This is a genomic window from Niallia yueguangensis (genome assembly GCF_052663115.1).
Genome location: NZ_JBQTCX010000004.1, coordinates 192,512 through 207,265 on the forward strand (window position 1 = coordinate 192,512; position 14,754 = coordinate 207,265).

Annotated in this window: 20 protein-coding genes; 16 read left to right on the forward strand and 4 right to left on the reverse strand. The window is 33.4% G+C overall.

Annotated features, from left to right (window positions below):
- Positions 1-95 precede the first annotated feature (95 nt).
- The 5 genes from ACTYA4_RS05780 (at position 96) to ACTYA4_RS05800 (ending at position 3,638) form a co-directional block, all read left to right on the forward strand.
- The gene (locus ACTYA4_RS05780) at positions 96-704 is read left to right on the forward strand and encodes a TerD family protein (RefSeq protein WP_443479883.1); all 609 of its coding nucleotides are present in this window, start codon (positions 96-98) and stop codon (positions 702-704) included.
- A gap of 41 nt (positions 705-745) precedes the next feature.
- Positions 746-1,324, forward strand: a complete 579-nt coding sequence (locus ACTYA4_RS05785; protein ID WP_443479882.1) for a TerD family protein — start codon at positions 746-748, stop codon at positions 1,322-1,324.
- Between the two features lie 281 nt (positions 1,325-1,605).
- Entirely contained in the window at positions 1,606-2,313 is a 708-nt protein-coding gene (locus ACTYA4_RS05790; RefSeq protein WP_443479881.1) for an anthrax toxin lethal factor-related metalloendopeptidase, read from the forward strand.
- Between the two features lie 39 nt (positions 2,314-2,352).
- Positions 2,353-3,147 (forward strand): thymidylate synthase, encoded by a 795-nt coding sequence (locus tag ACTYA4_RS05795; protein WP_443479880.1) that lies wholly within the window; start codon positions 2,353-2,355, stop codon positions 3,145-3,147.
- Complete coding sequence (locus ACTYA4_RS05800; RefSeq protein ID WP_443479879.1) at positions 3,144-3,638, forward strand: dihydrofolate reductase; 495 nt, start codon at positions 3,144-3,146, stop codon at positions 3,636-3,638. Before ACTYA4_RS05795 ends, ACTYA4_RS05800 begins: the two co-directional genes overlap by 4 nt.
- Positions 3,639-3,755: 117 nt before the next feature.
- Here the strand turns inward: ACTYA4_RS05800 and trhA are convergent, their stop codons facing one another.
- Positions 3,756-4,379: a PAQR family membrane homeostasis protein TrhA gene (gene trhA / locus ACTYA4_RS05805; protein WP_443479878.1), complete on the reverse strand. Its 624-nt coding sequence runs from the start codon at positions 4,377-4,379 to the stop codon at positions 3,756-3,758.
- Between the two features lie 194 nt (positions 4,380-4,573).
- On the opposite strand from trhA, the gene ilvA reads away from it, so the two are divergent.
- The 4 genes from ilvA (at position 4,574) to ACTYA4_RS05825 (ending at position 7,918) form a co-directional block, all read left to right on the forward strand.
- Complete coding sequence (gene ilvA / locus ACTYA4_RS05810; RefSeq protein ID WP_443480162.1) at positions 4,574-5,839, forward strand: threonine ammonia-lyase IlvA; 1,266 nt, start codon at positions 4,574-4,576, stop codon at positions 5,837-5,839.
- 171 nt (positions 5,840-6,010) lie between these two features.
- Complete coding sequence (locus ACTYA4_RS05815; RefSeq protein ID WP_443479877.1) at positions 6,011-6,196, forward strand: YflJ family protein; 186 nt, start codon at positions 6,011-6,013, stop codon at positions 6,194-6,196.
- 304 nt (positions 6,197-6,500) lie between these two features.
- Entirely contained in the window at positions 6,501-7,334 is an 834-nt protein-coding gene (locus tag ACTYA4_RS05820) for an SGNH/GDSL hydrolase family protein (RefSeq protein ID WP_443479876.1), read from the forward strand.
- Positions 7,335-7,336: 2 nt separating this feature from the next.
- Positions 7,337-7,918: a YpmS family protein gene (locus tag ACTYA4_RS05825; protein WP_443479875.1), complete on the forward strand. Its 582-nt coding sequence runs from the start codon at positions 7,337-7,339 to the stop codon at positions 7,916-7,918.
- A gap of 266 nt (positions 7,919-8,184) precedes the next feature.
- On the opposite strand, the gene ACTYA4_RS05830 is transcribed toward ACTYA4_RS05825, so the two are convergent.
- Positions 8,185-8,946: a DUF4397 domain-containing protein gene (locus tag ACTYA4_RS05830; RefSeq protein ID WP_443479874.1), complete on the reverse strand. Its 762-nt coding sequence runs from the start codon at positions 8,944-8,946 to the stop codon at positions 8,185-8,187.
- 203 nt (positions 8,947-9,149) lie between these two features.
- Here ACTYA4_RS05830 and msrA point away from each other — a divergent pair, with 203 nt between their 5' ends.
- Together msrA and msrB are read left to right on the forward strand one after the other, a co-directional pair.
- On the forward strand, positions 9,150-9,644 hold the full coding sequence (msrA, locus tag ACTYA4_RS05835; RefSeq protein ID WP_443480161.1) for a peptide-methionine (S)-S-oxide reductase MsrA: 495 nt from the start codon (positions 9,150-9,152) through the stop codon (positions 9,642-9,644).
- Positions 9,631-10,071, forward strand: coding sequence for a peptide-methionine (R)-S-oxide reductase MsrB (gene msrB, locus ACTYA4_RS05840; protein WP_443479873.1), 441 nt, complete (start codon positions 9,631-9,633; stop codon positions 10,069-10,071). The genes msrA and msrB overlap by 14 nt, the downstream gene beginning before the upstream one ends.
- Before the next feature lie 299 nt (positions 10,072-10,370).
- On the opposite strand, the gene ACTYA4_RS05845 is transcribed toward msrB, so the two are convergent.
- Positions 10,371-10,943, reverse strand: coding sequence for a DUF502 domain-containing protein (locus ACTYA4_RS05845; protein WP_443479872.1), 573 nt, complete (start codon positions 10,941-10,943; stop codon positions 10,371-10,373).
- A gap of 335 nt (positions 10,944-11,278) precedes the next feature.
- Between ACTYA4_RS05845 and ACTYA4_RS05850 the strand changes: the two genes are divergently transcribed.
- The 4 genes from ACTYA4_RS05850 to yodN all read left to right on the forward strand — a co-directional run bounded on the left by ACTYA4_RS05850 (position 11,279) and on the right by yodN (position 13,978).
- Positions 11,279-11,572, forward strand: coding sequence for a hypothetical protein (locus tag ACTYA4_RS05850; protein WP_443479871.1), 294 nt, complete (start codon positions 11,279-11,281; stop codon positions 11,570-11,572).
- Positions 11,572-12,042, forward strand: coding sequence for a hypothetical protein (locus ACTYA4_RS05855; RefSeq protein ID WP_443479870.1), 471 nt, complete (start codon positions 11,572-11,574; stop codon positions 12,040-12,042). Before ACTYA4_RS05850 ends, ACTYA4_RS05855 begins: the two co-directional genes overlap by 1 nt.
- A gap of 403 nt (positions 12,043-12,445) precedes the next feature.
- Positions 12,446-12,685, forward strand: coding sequence for a YozE family protein (locus ACTYA4_RS05860; protein WP_443479869.1), 240 nt, complete (start codon positions 12,446-12,448; stop codon positions 12,683-12,685).
- Between the two features lie 588 nt (positions 12,686-13,273).
- A complete protein-coding gene (gene yodN, locus ACTYA4_RS05865; RefSeq protein WP_443479868.1) occupies positions 13,274-13,978 on the forward strand; it encodes a germination protein YodN in 705 nt (234 codons plus the stop codon).
- Positions 13,979-14,062: 84 nt separating this feature from the next.
- Here yodN and ACTYA4_RS05870 read toward each other — a convergent pair whose 3' ends face one another.
- Positions 14,063-14,221 carry a hypothetical protein gene (locus ACTYA4_RS05870; RefSeq protein ID WP_443479867.1) on the reverse strand — a complete coding sequence of 53 codons (159 nt, stop codon included), beginning with the start codon at positions 14,219-14,221 and terminating at the stop codon, positions 14,063-14,065.
- A gap of 248 nt (positions 14,222-14,469) precedes the next feature.
- Between ACTYA4_RS05870 and ACTYA4_RS05875 the strand changes: the two genes are divergently transcribed.
- Positions 14,470-14,640, forward strand: coding sequence for a YozD family protein (locus tag ACTYA4_RS05875; protein WP_443479866.1), 171 nt, complete (start codon positions 14,470-14,472; stop codon positions 14,638-14,640).
- The last annotated feature ends 114 nt before the right edge of the window (positions 14,641-14,754 follow it).

Consider the following 14,754-nt stretch of genomic DNA (forward strand, 5'->3'; position numbering starts at 1 on the left):
GACCTGAAGTACGATAGGCGATAGGCGTCGGAGCTAGACAATTATCTAACTTAAGACATATAAATTCTGATAATAAAATATAGGAGTGGTAAATAATGGCGATTAACTTGCAAAAAGGACAACGAGTAGATTTAACAAAAGGAAATCCTGGTTTATCAAAAATAATGGTAGGTCTTGGATGGGATCCCGTTCAACAAAAAGGGGGAGGACTATTAGGTTCCTTATTTGGTGGCGGTTCAACTGCCAATGTAGATTGTGACGCCTCTGTCATTATGTTAGGTGAAAATGATAAAGTACTACATAATAGTGATGTTATTTATTTCGGAAATTTAAAAAGTAAAGATGGCAGTGTTCAACATTCTGGTGATAATTTAACAGGTGCTGGAGATGGAGACGATGAGCAAGTACATGTAGATTTAAGCCGTGTTCCATCTAATATTCATAAGCTTGTATTTGTTGTTAATATTTACGATGCGGTAAAAAGAAGGCAGCATTTCGGCATGATTCAAAATGCCTTTATTCGAATTGTGAATCCAAATTCACAATCCAGCTTAATTCATTACAATTTAACAGATGATTATAGTGGAACAACGAGTTTAATTGTTGGCGAATTATACCGTTACGGACAAGAATGGAAATTTGCAGCAGTTGGGACGGGAACAAGTGCAGGAAGTTTAGGAGAAGTAGTAAAGTCGTATTCATAAATAAGTAATAGAGACATTATCAAACTATTAGGAGGAAGAGTATGAGTATCAACTTATCAAAAGGACAACGTATTGATTTGACGAAAACAAATCCTGGCTTAAAAAGAGCTATTATCGGATTAGGCTGGGATACAAACCGATATGATGGTGGAGCTGATTTTGATTTGGATGCATCTGCTTTTTTAGCCAATGAGAATGGAAAAGTAGTAAATGATGTCGATTTTGTATTCTATAATAATTTGCAGCATCCGAGCGGTGGAGTGGAGCATACTGGCGATAATCGCACCGGTGTAGGAGATGGCGATGACGAACAAATTATCATCGACTTTTCGAAAATTCCTGCACATGTTCACAAAGTTGGCATTGCAGTTACGATTCATGATGCTTCGCTGCGCAGCCAAAATTTTGGACAAGTTAGCAATGCATTCGTTCGGGTTGTAAATGAAGAAACAAACAATGAAATTTTACGATATGATTTAGGAGAAGATTTTTCTGTCGAAACAGCAGTGGTTATTTGTGAATTATATAAACATAATGGCGACTGGAAATTTAATGCAATAGGCAGCGGTTTTTCTGGAGGACTTGCTGCATTATGCCGTAATTACGGATTAGAAGTTTAAAAACTAGTAAAAATAAATAGACAAAGGTAATTCTCTTAGTGAAACAAACAATAAATAAGAAGCGGGTTTTCAACCGATTTTTATCTAAATTGCTTTGTTTCACTTTGGTGGATTGCCTTTTTTGTTGGAAGCTACCATTACATGCTATTCTTTCTCCTATTCTATCTATGTTATAATAGATAGAATATCAAATAAATAGATTCATATATTTGCTTCTCTTCTCTGTTTGAAGCGTAAACAACAGACAACACGATGAAAAAATAGAGAAAGAGGGAGACAGGATGAAGAAACGAAAAATTTTTTTACCGTTTTTAATGATTAGCTTTGTGTCTATCCTAATGGGAAATTCCCAATTGCAGCTAGATGGGATATTATTAAAAAATTATCCGTTTTTATCACCATTAAAAAAAGAGTTATCATCGGACGCGCAAAAAAATTTGGAAAACATGATTCTTTTGCCAGCATCAACTTTTGATGAACAAGAAGCAGCAGCGATTATAAACAGACTAAACAAGCTGCCTGCTACATTGATAAAAAAAATAATAGATAAAGGCATTAAAGTGAAATTATATACTGGAAAACTAACGGATAATCCAACTGCAAAAAACCTTGCTGGAGTAATTCCACGAGGTTACCAGTCAAAAAAGACTTGGGATAACGTGCCCGGCATTGGGGGAGGACAGATTGTTCTTGTTAAAATCGGTGCAAGCGAAAAGGGAAATGGACATGGTTCGGTAAATTTAGAGTATCATGAACTAGCACACTCTATTGACTCTAAAGTACTCAATCATTATAGTAAAAAAAGAGCTTATTTAAATATATGGAATAAAGAAAAGTGGGTGTTATTTCCAAATAGGCCTTATTTCCACTTATATGCAGAGGAATATTTTGCTGAAACATTTGCGATGTTTTATACAGGCGGTTTGGAAAAAGAACGTTTAAAAACCGTTGCCCCACTTACGTATGAGTTTATTAAGTCATTAAAATGATATTATAATAAATATTGACCAAAAAAGGATGTTATTACTGTGAAACAATATTTGCAATTATGTGAGCATATTTTGGAAAAAGGAGTAAAAAAAGAGGATCGTACTGGAACAGGTACAATCAGTTCATTTGGCTATCAAATGCGTTTTAATTTAGCTGAGGGTTTTCCTCTTATTACAACAAAAAAGCTTCATTTACGTTCGATTATTTATGAATTATTATGGTTTTTAAATGGAGATACTAATATTAAATACTTACAAGATCATAATGTGCGCATTTGGAATGAATGGGCGGATGAAAACGGTAATTTGGGCCCTGTTTATGGACATCAATGGCGTTCATGGACTTCTAGAGACGGCGATGTAATTGATCAAATATCTGACTTGATTTCTACGCTAAAAACAAACCCTGATTCAAGACGTTTAATTGTAAGTGCATGGAATGTTGGAGATCTTCCAAAAATGGCATTGCCGCCATGCCATTGCTTGTTTCAATTTTATGTTGCAGACGGCAAACTTTCTTGTCAGCTATATCAGCGTTCTGCAGATGTGTTTTTAGGTGTGCCTTTTAATATAGCTTCTTATAGCTTGTTAACATATATGATTGCGCAAGTATGCGATTTGGAAGTTGGAGAATTTATTCATTCTTTCGGAGATGTACATATTTATACCAATCATCTTGACCAAATAAAATTGCAGCTTACGAGAGATCCAAAACCGCTGCCGCAATTAAAAATAAATAAGCAGGTTAAAGATATATTCTCTTTTAGCTATGAAGATTTTCAAATTGTTAACTACGAAGCGCACCCTCATATTAAAGGAGTGGTAAGTGTATGATTTCCTTAATCGTGGCAATGGATCAAAATAATGTAATCGGATATAAAAATGAACTTCCATGGCATCTTCCTGAGGATCTAAAATATTTTAAAAAAGTAACAACAGGTCATCCAATTGTAATGGGGCGGAAAACAAGGGATTCGATCGGCAGGAATTTGCCTAATAGGGAAAATGTCATTTTAACAAAAAATGAGCAGTTTAAATGTGAGGATTGCACGATCTTACATTCAATGGAAGAGTTAAAAGCATGGAGTGAAACAAAAAACGAGGAAGAAATTTTTATTATCGGCGGTGCGGAAATATTTAAAGAAACATTAAATATTGCAGATAGATTATATATAACAAAAATTGATGAGGCGTACCAAGGAGATACTTATTTTCCAGACCTCGATTGGAGTAATTGGAAAATCATTTCGGAGGAAAAAGGCATAAAAGATGAAAAAAATAATGTAGATTACACCTTTTTTATTTACGAACGAAAAGGTAATTAATTGCTCATCTAAAAAAACAACGAAATTGCCATCTGCAATTTCGTTGTTTTTTATAAGATAAGAAAGCATAAAATTTATAAAGTTAAAAATTGTCTAGCTCCGGCGCCTGCGCTTTTTTTATACATAAAATAAAATACAAAAATACATAAGACTGCTGCCACATAAAACAAATACATGCCATACAGCATGAAAATAAGGGATTTTTTGCAATACGTAAAAAACACTGCCAACGGTATACAATATGCCGCCAAGAAATAGTAGCACAAATCCGGATGTGCCAATTGAATGGTATAACGGCACTATTCCGATTACCATCAGCCATCCCATAATCACATAAAGAACGGTTGACATGATAAGAAATCTTTTCACAAAATAGCATTTAAATACAATGCCGCAAACTGCTAGTCCCCAAACAATTCCAAATAAAGTCCAGCCTAAAGCCCCTTTAATAGAAACTAACACAAATGGCGTATAGGTTCCGGCTATTAATAAATAAATAGCAGAATGATCTAATATTTCGAAAAAATCTTTTAGTTTTTTGTGCGTGATGCTATGTAAAAGGGTGGAGCATAAATAGAGAATAATCATTGTGGATCCAAAAATGGTAAAGCTGACTACTCTCCATGGATCGCCTGTTTTCACAGCAAACAGAATTAACATAACAAGGGCTGGAATGCTTAATAAAAAACCGATGCCGTGTGTGATGCTATTCACAATTTCCTCTTTTATAGAAAAATTCACTTTATCACTCCTCGTATTTTTATTGTAATGTAAAAAATAACTAAAAACAAATATAACCCAATCATAAAATTTTACGCATCCAAAAGTGTAGCAAGATTTTAAAATATCTAAAAAATTAATCTTAAAGGATGGAAAACATGTGGGAACATGTTATAATGTACAAATTAAGATGGGTAGAAATGAGGTTTGAGGATATGGAACAGAATGTAATGAAAAAATGGGTGCAGTTGGAGGATATTATGATTGCATACCAGGGAATTAAAGATATAGTAGCCCATACTCCTTTACAAAAAAATGAAAGGCTCTCTGAAAAATATGATTGTAATATCTATTTAAAAAGAGAAGACTTGCAGCATGTGCGCTCTTTTAAATTAAGAGGTGCATTTTATTCGATGAAGATGCAGAAAAAGGAACAAATAAAAAATGGGGTTGTCTGTGCAAGTGCAGGAAATCATGCACAAGGAGTTGCATATGCCTGTCGTTATTTAGGTGTTCATGGGAAAATTTTTATGCCTGCAACTACTCCAAAGCAAAAGGTCAGCCAAGTAAAAATGTTTGGAAGAGATCTTGTCGAAATTATTTTAGTAGGAGATACATTTGATGATTCTTATGTAGAAGCTGTTTCCTGTGCAGAAAAGGAAGAGAGAGCGTTTATCCATCCTTTTAATGACGAAAATGTTATTGCTGGTCAAGGAACTGTTGCGATTGAAATTATGAATGACTGCGAGGAGCAGATAGATTACGTATTCGCCAGCATTGGCGGTGGTGGATTAATGGCAGGTTTAAGCACTTATATTAAAAGTGTTTCGCCGTTAACAAAAATGATCGGTGTAGAGCCTGCAGGTGCACCTTCCATGAAACAATCCATTCTTAGCAAAGAACTTGTTTCATTGGATGAAATTGATAAATTCGTTGATGGTGCTGCTGTAAAATGTGTTGGCGCAAAGAATTTTGAAATCTGTCAGGAACTTTTAGATGATATTGTACTAGTACCAGAAGGAAAGGTTTGTACATCTATTCTTTCTTTATATAATGAACATGCCATAGTAGCAGAGCCTGCAGGTGCATTGCCTGTCGCAGCACTTGATTTTTATAAAGAGCAAATTAAAGGAAAAAATGTAGTGATTGTCATCAGCGGTGGAAACAATGATATCGACAGAATGCAGGAAATTAAAGAAAGATCCTTATTATATGAAGGATTATTATATTATTTTCTCGTGAAATTCCCTCAAAGAGCTGGTGCTCTAAGAGAGTTCCTTGATGAGGTATTGGGTCCAGACGATGATATTACAAGATTTGAATATACGAAAAAAAATAATAGAGGTAGTGGTCCGGCGTTAGTTGGATTAGAATTAAAGTATCCAGAGGATTACAAAGGGTTAATTGAAAGAATGGATAAAAAAGGATTTGCTTATACGGAAATTAATAAAGATTCAAATTTATTCCATTTGCTAGTGTGAATAAAAACCTTCGTTCTTCTATTTTTTTGGAAGAGTGAAGGTTTTTTGTTTGTACGCGATGGAATAAAATACACTTATTTGTCATATTTTCTTTCTTCCTTCATATAGTGAATTAAAGAAAAAATTTCTAAGTTCGGATTCTATAAAAGATTAGTAGAAGGGGGAAAGGATATGGCTTATTATGGGACAAAAGGTTGGTTTATCAGCCAGTTAAAGGCGTTAGGTCTAAACAGACATCCTATTGAACATAAAAAGCTAGAACTGTATAAAACATATGTGTTACGAAATCTTTATTATGAAAAAAAAGGAGAAAAGTTAATAAAACAAACTCCTTCTAGAAATGAGTCAGACATATAAGCGTCTGGCTTTTTTATTATTGGAAAAAGGAGACTGTGTTACATATTTCCCTATCTTTACGGAGTTGTGAGGAGAAGTTCATTCTAGTATTTATTTAGGAAATGAGCAAAAAAAGAATCGTTTAATTTGGTAAAACCTATCATGTATAGATGTGTAAAAATGGATAAATGATAAATGTAAACAAAATGCTTTCACTTAAATCTATGTTATAATAGAAAACAATGTTCCTTTAAGTTCTTTACAAATTTGCAAATTTTTTGTAAGGTGATTTTGAATACTACGGATAAAAAGGTAGGGGTTAATAATGAAGAAATCAAGTCTCTTTCTTATTATTTGCCTGTCTCTTCTTTTGGCAACATCTTGTTCGAAAGATGCGGTGCTTCAATATAATGGTGTGAAAGAAACGATGGTTGTGAATAAAGAAAATATTCCCGAAACTTTTTTTCCTCAAGATGTTAAAATTGTTTCAGCTGGAGATTCTTTAACACAAGGGGTCGGAGATAGTACAGGGAAAGGCGGATATATTCCTTACTTAACAAGATTATTAGAACAGGATAGGGGAATAGGCGAAGTAACCATTGAAAATTATGGGGTGAAAGGCAATAAAACAGATCAGTTATTAAAAAAAATAAAAACAAAGGAAGTAAATCAATCCATTGCAGCTGCAGATATGGTCATTTTAACAATCGGTGGAAATGATATGATGAAAGTAATACGTGACCATTTGTCTGATTTACAGCTGGACGATTTTTCACAACAAAAAAAACTTTATGAGAGCAATCTACACGAAGTACTTAAAACAATTAGAACTTACAACCCTAATGCACTAATTGTATTAGTTGGTGTATATAATCCTTTTACAAAATGGTTTTCTAATATAGATGAATTGAATCAAGTAGTTGCAGAATGGAATACAACCGGGGAAAATATTTTAACCTTATTTGATCAAACATATTTTGTCCGCATCGACGATATTTTTTCGAATGATAAAGAAAATCTGCTTTTTAAAGATTATTTTCATCCTAACGACAAAGGATATCAACTTATTGCGGATAAAATATATAAGAAATTAAAAGAGCAAGCAATAAGTGTGATCTTAACGAAAAGGACTACAGAGGAAGAAGGCAGAGGAGAATAAAATTGAAAAAAAATAGTTGGAAAATCGCATTTTTAATATTATTAACTATCAACTTGATTATTGTAATCGGATTATCCATTTTGATTTTTTTACCAAGTGATAAAACAAATCATTCTGGCATAACTGAGGACCAAACAAAGGCTGCTACTTTAGATGTAACAACAAATAAAAGCGATTTAACTAAACTTATTAACCATTACATTAAAAAAGAAGGATTGAATGGGCGAATCCATTATGAGATAAATTTAACAGACGAAGTAGAGCTATATGGAAGTCTACCTGTTTTTAATGAAGATATTAATATGAACCTTACTTTTGAACCAGAAGCATTGGAAAACGGAGATTTAGTGTTGCGGCAAAAATCAATCAGCATTGGTCAACTGCCACTGCCGGTTTCATATGTGATGAAATTTATTCAACAACAATATAAATTGCCGGAGTGGGTGGAAATTAATCCAGAAAAAGAAACAATTTATGTTTATTTAACAAAAATGAAAACAGAAAGTGGATTAAAGGTAAAAATGAAACAATTTAATCTTCCAAACGACCAAATACAGTTTAGTATTATACATCCAACTGAATAGTTTTGTATGTTTCTAATTTAAATGACGCTGTCCCAGAAGAAAATACTTCAGGGATAGCGTCATTTTTTTAGGCTGTTAAACCCGCAGCCTGCATACACTTCGTCCGTTTAGCGAGCGTCGAGCCTCCTCGTCGCATACACTCTGCTTAAGTCTCGTCTTTCTCGCATTCCCACAGGAGTCTACGTGTATTGAGTCTGCTGAGTACTTCTTCTCCCATTTTTTTACGTAAAAACAACTAACTTTGAGAAAACAGCCTTTTTTTATCATCATGTAGTGGAAACAAGCAGTGTTTCGACATTGCTTGTTTCTGAATCGCTTTCTAAAATGATGGCAGAATAGGATTTGTTTTCTTGTAAAACAAGGGGTGAAAAAGTAGTGATCAATTCATTTGTACTTGAAGCTCTTGCTTCCAAATAGACGGTCATGGGGTGCAAACCTAAATAAGGAGATGCTGTTTTTGCTTCTACCTTTGGAAATATAACATCTCCATTTTGCACTGCAATATGAATGGTCGACAAAGTTGGTGCAAGATGAATAAATCGAAGTTTTGTTTCTGTTACGGGGACATGTGGATGCTCTTCAAATGAATAGATTTTTAATTTTTCTTTCGAACCAACAAAAGCCATAGTATGATATATGTTGCTTTCTACAATAATTTTTTGACTGCAATAAGTGTCCACCATTTTGCCTGCTTCATAAATATCAATTTGGTACCTGCCAGTTGGAAGCGTTAAATCATTGCTCATCTTTTTAAATGTCATTTCTTTAAACATACGCATTCCATTAATATAAATATCCACTTTTGGTGTTTCTATAGATCCATGCAGTATTCTTATTTTTCCATATTCTTTTTGTCTTTGAACATAAGGAATAGGAGAATGCGTTGTTTCCAATACTTTTTTAACACTTTGTAAATGTTTTTGGTAATAAAAAATATGCAATTCTGGATTTGTGTATTTATAATAATCGGCTAACAAATCATACATTCCCGCATCATATAATGGGTTCATTTCACCGTTATGAGTCATTTTATTCACTCCTCGCATACTCATGATGCATTAGTTTATGCTGTATAAAGTAAGCAAGTGCCTATCTTAGTTTAAAACCTAATTTTTGCATTTTTTTTCGTTTTTGTATAAGCTATTTTCAAGTGTTCATTCACGTTTTACTGGAGGTGTAGAAATTGAAGGAATATGATGTGGCAACATTTGCTGGAGGTTGTTTTTGGTGTATGGTAAAACCTTTTGATCAACAGCCTGGTATTATAAAAGTGGTGTCCGGTTATACAGGTGGTAGAAAAGAAAATCCAACATACAAAGAAGTTTGTTCGGAAACAACTGGTCATTATGAAGCCGTTCAAATTACATTTGATTCAACGATTTTCTCTTATGAAAAGCTATTGCAAGTATATTGGCAGCAAATTGATCCTACTGATTCCGGCGGTCAATTTTTTGATAGAGGCCAATCATATCAAACAGCAATTTTTTACCATAATCAAGAACAAAAGAAACTGGCAGAAGCATCTAAACAACAATTGGCGGAGAGCGGGCGATTTGACAAGCCGATTGCAACAAAAATTTTACCTGCGAATGTATTTTATCGTGCGGAAGAATATCACCAAGATTATTATAAAAAAAATCCTCTTCATTATAACGCCTACCATGTAGGTTCAGGGCGAGCAAGTTTTACGAAGAAGAACTGGAGTGATGTAAATGACAAACAATAAAAATTTAAAAGAAAAATTAACATCTATCCAATATGAAGTGACGCAAAATAATGGGACAGAACCACCTTTTCATAATGAGTATTGGGATGAATTTTCAGAAGGGATTTATGTAGATATTGTGTCTGGAAAAGCATTATTTTGTTCTTTGGATAAATACGATGCTGGCTGTGGCTGGCCAAGTTTTACAAAACCAATCGAGGAAGAAGAAGTAATAGAAAAAACAGATACAAGCCATTTTATGATTCGTACAGAAGTAAGAAGCAAAGAAGCAGATTCCCACTTAGGTCATGTGTTTACAGATGGTCCAGGTGAAAAAGGACTTCGTTATTGCATTAATTCGGCAGCGTTAAAATTTATTCCTAAAGAAGAAATGGAAGATAAGGGATACGGAAAATACTTGTCATTATTTAAAAAGGCTGTTTTCTAAAAGTTTGTTGTTATTGAATAAAATAATAAACATTGCTGAAGCACTGAGCAGCCTGAATACACGTAGACTCCTGCGGGAAAAGCGAGAAAGATGAGACCCCACAGGAGCATAGCGACGAGGAGGCTCGGCACTCGTCCGCGGAAAGCGAAGTGTATTCAGGCTGCGGGTTAAATAACAACAATCTATACGAAAAGAGCGTTTAATAAATAAAGCTTTACTGGATTCATATCTATAAAAAGCTTATGTTTGGTGCAAAAACATATACCAAACATAAGCTTTTTTGAATTGCATAAAAATCCTTACTTTGAAGTTAAACCGCCTGATAAAACAAACTTCATCGCATCTTCTGGTTTTATATCAATAAACTCAATATTTTCTTTCGGAATAAGATAAGTAAATCCTGCTACTTGAAAAGTTTGCGGTACGTATACGGCAATATAATTTTTAAATGGCTCATAAAAGTCTTCCAAATTTTCTGCTGTAACAAAGCCGATAGATTTCATTTCCGTGCCGGGGAAAGTGACAACCGCAACTTTAGAAAAGGATTTCTTTTCTCCTAAAAAAGAATGAATCGTATCTTTAATAACCGTATAAATCGTTTTAATGAACGGGATTTTTTCTAATAATAAATCGATCCATTCAATCAGATGAGAAATAATAAATTTAGTAGACAGCCATCCTAAAATGGTAATTAAGACGAGTGTTAGCAGAATACCAATGCCCGGGATATACTCATCTTTGAGATAACTTCTTAGGAAACTTCCTAATAAATTATCGAGAAACAAAAAGCTTCGATAAATCACATATATCACTAAAATTATAGGGACAATCGTGATAATACCGTTGATAAAGTTTTTAATTATTGCTTTCATATTTAACTCCTATAAATGTTTTTCAAATGTTGTGTTCCTTGCTATTCTCCAAAGTAGAGGGTTTTTCAATTGTCCAAAAATCATTGCCTATCTTTTAACGATATACACATCCATCATTCCACCGTTTTTATTTTTTATACTACATTGGTAAGTTTAAATGCATAATCAAGGGAGACAATTTTTTTATATTCTTATCCTATCGTAAAAAAAAGAATATGAGAAGAAAAAAATAGAGTGAGAATAAATTTATTAATAGATTTTAAAAGGTCGAGGTTTCCTTTTATTATTTTAACCGAGAAGACCCCCACCTCAAGGAATGTTAAGGACGAAGTCAAGTGAACGGTAAACCTATTTCGTGGTCCATCGAAGATCACGGTAATTATTACATCATTAAGTGCCTAATCGATGTAGAAGAAGAGACATTTGTTAACTTCTCTACTTCTGATGGTGTCATTGGAGTTGATTGTAATGTTAATCACTTTGCGTGGACAAATATATCAAAGGATGGAAACTTTTTAGAAAGTGGTAAATTGGAGTTTTCATTACATCGGAAAACAACTGGTAAATCAATTAAAACTATTGAAGCAGAAGCTATTGCCTTAGTAGATATTGCTATAAACCAATTGTAATGGAAGACATTGATACCACGCTATCTAAAACGGGGAGTGTATACGGAAATAAGAACACCAACCGTTTAAAAAGTGTATTCGCTTATCGTAAAATGGCGAAAGCGATTGAAAGTCGTGCGGAAAAGATGGGTGAGGCAGTTTTAAAAGTGAATCCAGCTTATACATCCATTACAGGAAAACTCAAGTATATGCGTAAATTTGGTATTTCTATTCATCAAGCAGCCAGTTATACCATTGGCCGAAAAGGTTTAGGGTATAAAGAAAAAGCACCACAGGTACTTCGTCATCATATCGTCCGTCATCAACAACCTTATTGGAAGCAGTGGTCTGCCTTAAATAAGAAATTAAATGTTCGAACAACAATGCTCTATCAATTATTTAATGTAAATAAACCATTTAATGGTATTGAATTTACACACCAACGATTAACTGAAATAGAAACAAAACAATTAAAGAAAGTTTTCGCTTAAATAAATAACTTGAACCTCTTGTACCAAATACTTACTCACGATACCGGAGCAGATATAAAAGCATATATGCGTGCATATATGTCGTGTCTAGGTTTTGGGTGCATTACAGGAGTGTCAAACGATTCCATACAAATGAAAGTCGATGTACCAGCTACAAGCATTTGCTTACATGGAAAGAACTGTATGCCAGGTTGTCCCGAAAGAGACTCTTCTAACATCTTGTATGGCTAACTTATCTCGTTGAGCGGATAAGGTTCCTTTGGCTTTTTGGATTTAGGAATCCTCCACTTCAAGCTTGCTAAGTGGGGGGAGTTCAATTTAACTATTGACTATTCTACTGGACGAACTTTGTTATCTTCGGTATAGTATGGTTTATATTATTTTAGATAAAGGATGAAAGGTTATGTCTAAATCTTTTTACCATTTTTTAATGAAGTTTCGTCATCCTTCACCAAAAGATGATATAAGTGAGTTTGCAAATAATGCATACGTTGATCATGGTTTTCCAAAGAATAGTTCGGATTATGAGGAAATAAGCAGCTACTTAGAATTAAATGGCCATTATTTAATGAGTATGCAAATATTTGATCGTGCTTGGGAAACTTATTTGTTTCAAGAAGAAAAAAATATATACTTCGATTAAGTTAATGGGATTTTCTGGTTAACTCTGCATGAAAAATGAAAAAAAGCCTTGCTTGTAATAAAAGCAGGCTTTTTTTCATTTATTACACTTACAAATGTAGTCGTTATATTGTATGAAATACCCTCATATAATAAAGAAAACTTTCCAAATCAAATTCCTTTCCTTCGATTATAAATTTTAATAAATGAGATCCTTCAAATATTTTGATAATCAATTAATTAATGGATAAGCTCAAAAAAATTAAGGCTGTTTTCTAAAAGTTTGTTGTTTTTGAATAAAATAATAAACATGGCTGCGGGGTAAATAACAATAATCTATACGAAAAGAGAGAAATTAAAAAATGGTATATATGCAGCGATGGAACGATTAGCGAAAGTTGTTTCCTTGCATATAATGATAAAAATGAAATCTAATTTTAGGGTGAATAAACAAAGGATGAAAAACAGATGGAACTTATTGAGAGGAGTTATATCCTTACATTTTCCCCCACCTTAATTGTTCAACATCTTTAAGCAAGAGTGTGGGGGTTTTATCGGCCGCAAGTACGGTTTAAAACTCACAATCTAGTTTAGAGAGGACTATTAAGCGATGGTAAATCGAAAAAAACCAAAATTTAAAATAGGCGACACTGTTGTTATTATTTTATATGGAACGGTAGGAAAAATCACGGATGTTAAATGGTTGGATGATATGCATGTATATGAAGTAAATAAAAGCGAGGGTTTATATTTAGAGTCCAGTTTGCAAATGTTATCAGAATATGATGGAGAATTAATGGAATCGGAGAAAATAGATATAGAATATAGCTTTTTTATTGGCGACTTAGTAAAAGTAAAAGGATATGGAAGCAATTTATTTAAAATAATGGGATTTCGTACAGAAATATGGCGTTATAAATCAGACGCTTGGGAAGATATTATTTATGAATTATCAAGAGTTAGTGACGGAGAATGGCTAGAAGCAGGGGAAGAGGAACTAACCTTAGTTGCAGATGCAGAAAATGCCGATACCTTTATTCAAAAACTTGGTCTACTGTATATTATGGATAAAAAGAAACGCCCAGTTGATCTGCAAAAAACAAACAGCTCTTTTCGTGCAGCGGAAAAAGAGCTGCTTGAACGAACAAAAGAAAAAAAAGCATTAATTGATGGACTATTAGACATATATAATGATTATCGAATTTTATTTCATTTATTTCATGATCGAGAGTATGAGCAGGTGATGAAATTAACGTTAAGAAAGTTAAAGCTTATCAGCAGTTTGGATGAAAAAAATATATATAAACATGATTAAAATATGTGTTCAAAATGGTAACAAATTAGAAGCAAGCCAACGAAGAGATGCACAGCTTTAGTTTGGTGCCTTTTTGAACATCCTCTAAAACGGAAAAAACAAAGCAATAAAGAATGGTAAACTAACGATGCCAATAAAAGCAAATAGGATATTTAGCCATAACTGAAATAATCTTAGCATTTGACTATTATCTTTATTTACATCTTCTTTTATTACGGCAACTATATGCTGGAAATAGTTCATCGAATAGATCCCCCTAAAAAGTATATATAAAACCATATGAATAAGAGGTACAAAACATGTCTATTTTAAGGGAAGAAAGTATAAGTTTTTTAAACTTAGATGAGTGTCTAGTTTTTCTTCGAGGCTGAACAAGGCGCTTCCGCTTTTCTTTTTCCTTGAAAAAAACTTTGATTTATCAGATAATTTGTACAAAAGTATCATCTTTTTTTTATATGTCACATATATTCTTTACAAAGGGGGCGATAAGCTTGAAAGAAATCGACGTAATAATAGATACAGAGGAAATAGCAGAGTTTTTCTTTCGTGAGCTATTAAAAAGGGGATTCGTTCCTACCGAGGGTGAAATGGAAGAATTAGCTGACATTACTTTTGAATATTTATTAGAAAAATGTATTATTGATGAGGAAAGTGAAGAATAGTAAGGACTTTTTATATAGTTGAAATAAAAACATGAAAGATGACGAGAATTATTCTCGTCATCTTTCATGTTGATGAAACTTTTTTTAAAGCCATACGTAAAAAGAAATAGAAAG

Coding starts and splice junctions, on each gene's coding strand:
- ACTYA4_RS05780 (WP_443479883.1), top strand. CDS start 96: ATGGCGATTAACTTGCAAAAAGGACAACGAGTAGATTTAACAAAAGGA.
- ACTYA4_RS05785 (WP_443479882.1), top strand. CDS start 746: ATGAGTATCAACTTATCAAAAGGACAACGTATTGATTTGACGAAAACA.
- ACTYA4_RS05790 (WP_443479881.1), top strand. CDS start 1,606: ATGAAGAAACGAAAAATTTTTTTACCGTTTTTAATGATTAGCTTTGTG.
- ACTYA4_RS05800 (WP_443479879.1), top strand. CDS start 3,144: ATGATTTCCTTAATCGTGGCAATGGATCAAAATAATGTAATCGGATAT.
- ilvA (WP_443480162.1), top strand. CDS start 4,574: ATGGAACAGAATGTAATGAAAAAATGGGTGCAGTTGGAGGATATTATG.
- ACTYA4_RS05815 (WP_443479877.1), top strand. CDS start 6,011: ATGGCTTATTATGGGACAAAAGGTTGGTTTATCAGCCAGTTAAAGGCG.
- ACTYA4_RS05820 (WP_443479876.1), top strand. CDS start 6,501: ATGAAGAAATCAAGTCTCTTTCTTATTATTTGCCTGTCTCTTCTTTTG.
- ACTYA4_RS05830 (WP_443479874.1), bottom strand. CDS start 8,946: ATGACTCATAACGGTGAAATGAACCCATTATATGATGCGGGAATGTAT.
- msrA (WP_443480161.1), top strand. CDS start 9,150: ATGGTAAAACCTTTTGATCAACAGCCTGGTATTATAAAAGTGGTGTCC.
- msrB (WP_443479873.1), top strand. CDS start 9,631: ATGACAAACAATAAAAATTTAAAAGAAAAATTAACATCTATCCAATAT.
- ACTYA4_RS05845 (WP_443479872.1), bottom strand. CDS start 10,943: ATGAAAGCAATAATTAAAAACTTTATCAACGGTATTATCACGATTGTC.
- ACTYA4_RS05855 (WP_443479870.1), top strand. CDS start 11,572: ATGGAAGACATTGATACCACGCTATCTAAAACGGGGAGTGTATACGGA.
- ACTYA4_RS05860 (WP_443479869.1), top strand. CDS start 12,446: ATGTCTAAATCTTTTTACCATTTTTTAATGAAGTTTCGTCATCCTTCA.
- yodN (WP_443479868.1), top strand. CDS start 13,274: ATGGTAAATCGAAAAAAACCAAAATTTAAAATAGGCGACACTGTTGTT.
- ACTYA4_RS05870 (WP_443479867.1), bottom strand. CDS start 14,221: ATGAACTATTTCCAGCATATAGTTGCCGTAATAAAAGAAGATGTAAAT.